Source organism: Stenotrophomonas sp. HMWF003, from assembly GCF_003061285.1.
In the GTDB taxonomy this organism is placed as follows: domain Bacteria; phylum Pseudomonadota; class Gammaproteobacteria; order Xanthomonadales; family Xanthomonadaceae; genus Stenotrophomonas; species Stenotrophomonas maltophilia_AP.
The window spans coordinates 1-2,600 of sequence record NZ_QAIW01000380.1; the positions used below are offsets into that span (position 1 = coordinate 1).

The 2,600-nt window shown below is 65.9% G+C and carries 3 protein-coding genes; all 3 read right to left on the reverse strand.

All coding sequences use genetic code 11. The features are described from left to right. Window positions 1–817, reverse strand: an 817-nt coding sequence (locus DBR34_RS16210) for a flagellin (RefSeq protein WP_128097567.1), incomplete at its 3' end; no start/stop codon positions are given. An 87-nt stretch (window positions 818–904) separates the two neighbouring features. Then, entirely contained in the window at window positions 905–2,095 is a 1,191-nt protein-coding gene (locus DBR34_RS16215; protein WP_128097568.1) for a flagellin, read from the reverse strand. Window positions 2,096–2,174: 79 nt separating this feature from the next. Further along, on the reverse strand, window positions 2,175–2,600 hold a 426-nt coding region (locus DBR34_RS16220), incomplete at its 5' end, for a flagellin (protein ID WP_258224012.1).

Here is a 2,600-nt window from a genome sequence, read left to right on the forward strand (position 1 = left end):
GTGCAAAGCCAGCCGCGCCGGTCAGGGTGATGTCGCCGTCGGCCATGGCCACGCCGTCCTTGACCTGGGTGACCACGATCTTGCCCGTGTCATCCAGCTCTGCCAGCACGCCGGTTTCGCCGAGCTTGGAGTTGATGGCGGTGACGGCAGCCTTGTTCTGGTCGGCCACGGTCGCGCCGCTCTTCAGCTCGATCTTGTCCAGCGTGACGGTGGCCGAACCGACCTTGATGGTGCCGGTCAGGGTGGCATCGGCGGTCAGGGCGGCCGTTGCATCAGCCACCTTGCCGGTAGCGAAGGTCGACGTACCCAGCTTGGCGGTCGTGGCATCGACGATCTTGTCGATGGCGATCGCCTGGCCGGCGTTGGCACCGACCTGGAACAGCTGGCTGGAGAACGAGCCGTCCAGCAGCTTGGTGCCGTTGAAGTCGGACTGCTTGGCGACGCGGTCGATTTCGCTGACCAGCTGGGTCACTTCGGCCTGCAGGGCCTTGCGATCGCTGGCCGAGTTGGTGGCGTTGGAGGACTGCACGGCCAGTTCACGGACGCGCTGCAGGTTGTTGCCGATTTCGGTCAGCGAACCTTCTGCAACCTGGGCCAGCGAGATGCCGTCGTTGGCATTGCGGATGGCCACGTCGGTGCCGCGGATCTGGGTGCCGAAACGCTCGGAGATGGCCAGGCCAGCTGCGTCGTCCTTGGCGCTGTTGATGCGCGAACCCGACGACAGGCGCTGGATGGTGGTGGCCAGCGAGCTGCCGCTGGTGCTCAGGTTACGCTGAGCATTCAACGACATCGTGTTGGTGTTGATGACTTGTGCCATGGAAGTTCCTTCAGGCGTGGGTGGAGCGTTGGACGTCGGTGTCGATGCCGGCGCCGGTCACGCCGGCGCCGACACTGCAGGCGTGGATCAGCGCAGCAGGCTGAGCACGTTCTGCGGCACCTGGTTGGCCTGGGCCAGCATGGCCGTACCGGCCTGCTGCAGGATCTGGGTGCGGGTCAGCTCTGCGGTTTCCTTGGCGAAATCGGTATCGCGGATGCGGCTGCGCGAGGCCGACAGGTTCTCCGTGGAGGTCTGCAGGTTGGCCACGACCGAGGTGAAGCGGTTCTGCACGGCGCCCAGGTCGGCACGGGTGCTGTTGATCGAGCCCAGCGCCTTGTCGACGATCTCCAGGGCCTGCTGGGCACCCTTGACGGTGCTGACATCCAGGTCGCTGGCGAACTTGTTGGCCGGTGCGGCGGCGGCGGCCGTGGCGGTGAAGGTCGGTGCGGTGGCGCCGGTCCAGGTACCCGGGGTGGCGGTGATCGCCTTGAAGGTGCCGTCGGTATTGGTGCTGTCCTTGACCGAGGTCAGGGTGACACCGGTGGTGCCGTTGACTTCGGCGTAGACGCCGGTTTCACCGATCTTGGCGTTGATCGCGCTGACCAGCGCTTCACGCGAGGCCTTGCCGGTGTCGGCAGCGGTGGCACCCTGCTTGACTTCGACAGCGGCGATATCGACGCCGTTGATCTTCATGCCGGAGGTCTTGAAGTCGGCATTGGTACCCGGATCGGCCAGCGCCAGTGCGTTGGAGTCGAACTTGGCACCGCCCAGTGCGTTGGCCTTGGCGTCCACCACCTTGTCGATGGCGATCGCCTGGCCGGCGTTGGCACCGACCTGGAACAGCTGGCTGGAGAACGAGCCGTCCAGCAGCTTGGTGCCGTTGAAGTCGGACTGCTTGGCGACGCGGTCGATTTCGCTGACCAGCTGGGTCACTTCGGCCTGCAGGGCCTTGCGGTCGCTGGCCGAGTTGGTCGCGTTGGAGGCCTGCACGGCCAGTTCACGGACGCGCTGCAGGTTGTTGCCGATTTCGGTCAGCGAGCCTTCTGCGACCTGGGCCAGCGAGATGCCGTCGTTGGCGTTGCGGATGGCCACGTCGGTGCCGCGGATCTGGGTGCCGAAGCGCTCGGAGATCGCCAGGCCAGCCGCGTCGTCCTTGGCGCTGTTGATGCGCGAACCGGACGACAGGCGCTGGATGGTGGTGGCCAGCGAGCTGCCGGAGGTGCTCAGGTTGCGCTGAGCATTCAACGACATCGTATTGGTGTTGATGACTTGTGCCATGGTGTTTCCTTCGGGCGTACGTGGAGCGTGGTGCGGTGGAAGCGGCGCCGGTTGCCCGGCGCCTTCGAATCACGCGGGATCAGCGCAGCAGGCTGAGCACGTTCTGCGGCACCTGGTTGGCCTGGGCCAGCATGGCCGTACCGGCCTGCTGCAGGATCTGGGTGCGGGTCAGCTCTGCGGTTTCCTTGGCGAAATCGGTATCGCGGATGCGGCTACGCGAGGCCGACAGGTTCTCCGTGGAGGTCTGCAGGTTGGCCACGACCGAGGTGAAGCGGTTCTGCACGGCGCCCAGGTCGGCGCGGGTGTTGTTGATCGAGCTCAGGGCGTTGTCGACCAGCGACAGGGCCTTCTGCGCACCGGTCACCGTGGACACGTCCAGGTTGGCGACATTGGCGGTGGTGACAGCGGCATCGGCCGTCTGTGCAAAGCCAGCCGCGCCGGTCAGGGTGATGTCGCCGTCGGCCATGGCCACGCCGTCCTTGACCTGGGTGACAACGATCTTGCC

What these genes read in the sequence shown, in the direction of transcription:
- DBR34_RS16215 (WP_128097568.1), bottom strand. Translation starts at nt 2,095, where the DNA reads ATGGCACAAGTCATCAACACCAATACGATGTCGTTGAATGCTCAGCGC.